Source organism: Vibrio sp. 10N.286.49.E11 (assembly GCF_041469505.1).
Lineage (GTDB): Bacteria > Pseudomonadota > Gammaproteobacteria > Enterobacterales > Vibrionaceae > Vibrio > Vibrio crassostreae_C.
In genome coordinates this window covers 1-3,545 of the sequence record NZ_JBFRKQ010000107.1, presented here as the reverse complement: position 1 = coordinate 3,545, position 3,545 = coordinate 1, and the positions used below count along the sequence as shown (strand labels likewise).

Below are 3,545 nucleotides of genomic sequence, written 5' to 3'. Positions count from 1 at the left end.
TCAGGCACGTTAACCAGTACCGACGTGGATAATCCAGACAATGCGTTCACGCCGGATTCGATTTCAGGCACCAACGGTGACCTGACTATTGATGCCAATGGTCACTGGGTATTCACCGCCAACAGTGCGTTTAATCAACTGAACGTTGGCGATAAAGTCGAAGAGACCTTCACGGTATCGTCGGTTGATGGCACACCCTCGACCATCAAAGTGACGATTAATGGCACCAACGATGCAGCGACAGTCAGTACCGCAACAGTCAGCGTGGATGAGGCTGATAAAGCGGTAACGACATCAGGAACATTGACTAGTACCGATGTAGACAACCCAGACAATACGTTTACGCCGGATTCGATTGCAGGCACCAACGGTGACCTGACTATTGATGCTAATGGTCATTGGACATTCACAGCCAACAGCGCATTTAATCAATTAAACGTCGGCGACAAAGTCGAAGAGACTTTCACTGTCTCGTCGGTTGATGGCACACCCTCGACCATCAAAGTGACGATTAATGGCACCAATGATAAAGCGACGGTCAGTGCCGCAACAGTCAGTGTGGATGAGACTGATAAAGCGGTAACGACCTCAGGCACGCTAACCAGTACCGATGTTGATAACCCAGACAATACGTTTACGCCGGATTCTATTTCAGGCACCAACGGTGACCTGACTATTGATGCCAATGGTCACTGGGTATTCACCGCTAACAGCGCGTTTAATCAATTGAATGTCGGCGACAAGATCGAAGAGACCTTCACTGTCTCGTCTATTGATGGCACAGCGTCAACGATCAAAGTGACAATTAATGGCACCAATGATAAAGCGACGGTCAGTACCGCAACGGTCAGTGTGGATGAAACTGACAAAGCGGTAACGACATCAGGAACGTTGACCAGTACTGACGTGGATAATCCAGATAATGCATTCACACCGGATTCTATTTCAGGCACCAACGGTGACCTGACTATTGATGCTAATGGTCATTGGGTCTTCACCGCCAACAGCGCGTTTAATCAACTAAATGTTGGCGATAAAGTAGAAGAAACCTTTACGGTATCGTCGGTTGATGGCACAGCGTCAACCATCAAAGTGGCGATTAACGGCACTAACGACGCCGCTACTGTCAGTAGCGCGACCGTTGCCATCGATGAAACCGACAAAGCAGTAACGACTTCAGGAACATTGACCAGTACCGACGTGGATAATCAAGATAATGCGTTTACACCGGATTCGATTACTGGCACCAACGGTGACCTGACTATTGATGCCAATGGTCATTGGTTCTTCACCGCCAACAGCGCGTTTAATCAATTGAATGTCGGCGATAAAGTCGAAGAGACCTTCACGGTATCGTCGGTTGATGGCACACCCTCGACCATCAAAGTGACGATTAATGGCACCGATGACCGCCCTACTATCTCAGGTACCTCAAGTGGCGCGGTGATCGAACAGGGCTTGAACACGGCAGGAAACCCCGATGCGACAGGGAGCTTAATCGCGACTGATATAGATAAGTCCGACACCGTTACGTGGGCAATCAATCAACCCCAAGGTCAATGGGGAACGCTGTCGATTGATCAGCATGGTCATTGGCACTATCAGCTAGACAATTCAACCGGCGGTGCCGCGGATAAACTCGCGGCTGGTGAACATCAGTCTGAATCATTCTGGATCACCGCTACCGATTCAACAGGAGCGACAGTCCCTCATAAAGTCGTTATCGATGTGCAAGGCAGCAACGACAAACCAATTGTCAGTGCGTGGACTCAGCTTCCTGCGGGTAAAGAGGATCAACCCGTAACCATCAAGGCTTCTGACTTGCTAACACATGCAAGCGATGTGGATAGTAGCGATGTATTGCTCGTGACAAATTTGCAAGCGACACACGGTAGCCTGACTGATAATAAAGATGGCACTTATACCTTCACGCCAGATAAAGATTTCAATGGTGAGATTCGACTCACCTATGATGTGGTTGACGGCCATGGGGGCAGCGTCAGCACTCAAGCTAAGTTTGATCTTATCGCAACTCCAGATAACGCGATTATTACCGACGCACAAGCCAATGCAGACTTACGGGGAGTAACTGAAGATCGCGGCTATATAGATACCCACTACCAACTGCATTACGACGGCAGATTAAACATCCAAGACCCTGATAAGGGAGAGGCACAGTTTGATCCGAATATAGGCTCACAAACCTATCAAGGTATTGGCTACGACACCAAACTGGGTGGGCACATACTGCTCATGCGCGACGGTCACTACACCTATACCCTCGACAACCGCAATATACAGAACTTAGCGCAAGGCGAAGTTAAACACGATTCAGCCATTATACGCTCAGCAGATGGTACAACACACACGATAGAGCTAACGGTTCATGGTACCAACGATGCCCCAACCATCAATGCTCAGTCCCACTCAGTGACTGAAGGTGGAAGCGTTCTAAATGGACAAATGGTTGGCCAAGATATTGATACCGGTGCGGCCTTGACTTACAGCGCACCGCAGATTGATGGCTTGGTGGTTAATCCGGACGGCAGTTATAGCTTCGATCCTGCTCACTCTAGCTATCAATCGTTAGCATCAGGTGTCACGAAGACATTGACTGTTCCAGTAACAGTCACAGACGAGCATAATGCGAGCAGCACTCAAAGCCTCTCAATAACGATTACAGGGGTTAATAATTCTGCCGTTATCGGCGGTGTCTATACTGGAGATGTTCATGAAGGGCATACCTATACAGCACCAGATGGTACAATGTCTGGTGGCTACGTCGATGATCGCTCACCAGATCATATGCATGGAAACATCGGCAAATTATGGAACGACGAAATACACACTGATGGTCACCTGAACATTGTTGATCCAGACTCCGGTGAAAGCCATGCCCAAACCGGCGTTTATTACGGCACTCATGGTCGTGTCATACTTCAGAGTAACGGAGATTGGAGCTACTACGCTTCCATAGGCCAAGACGCAACAGGTAGAAAGATTGATCACCTCGGCCAAGGTGAATCGATAACGGATACTGTCACCGTCAAATCGGCTGATGGCACCACTCACGATATTGTTGTCACCGTTCATGGCGATAACGACCGTCCGTATTGTTCTGGTGAAGTGCAACTGAACAACGGTAAAGAAGATCTTGCTCAAACCATCACAGCAACCGAGCTAATCGCTAATACTGTTGACGTAGACGCCAACGATGCAGGTAAGCTCACTATCGCTAATTTGCATGCTGACCATGGCTCGATTCAAGACAATCACGATGGAACCTTCACCTTCACTCCAAGCCACAATTACAACGGCAGCGTCCACTTCACCTACGATGTGAAAGACGCGCATGGTGGTACAACACACACTGGCGCATCAACGACGCTCTCGGCTGTTGGCGATAAAGCCCAAATCGCTGGCGTTGATACTGGTTCAATAACCGAAAACAGCGCGGGTGTCGACATGTCACCCGACTATGCTCACTCAGGCATCGCCACACTTGGCAATACAACACTCTATGCTGATGGCAAGCTGACCATCAC

At 48.9% G+C, this 3,545-nt stretch carries 1 protein-coding gene; it reads left to right on the top strand.

The window, feature by feature from the left end; genetic code table 11:
• Positions 1-3,545, top strand: a 3,545-nt coding sequence (locus tag AB4167_RS21060) for a VCBS domain-containing protein (protein ID WP_372136972.1), incomplete at both ends; no start/stop codon positions are given.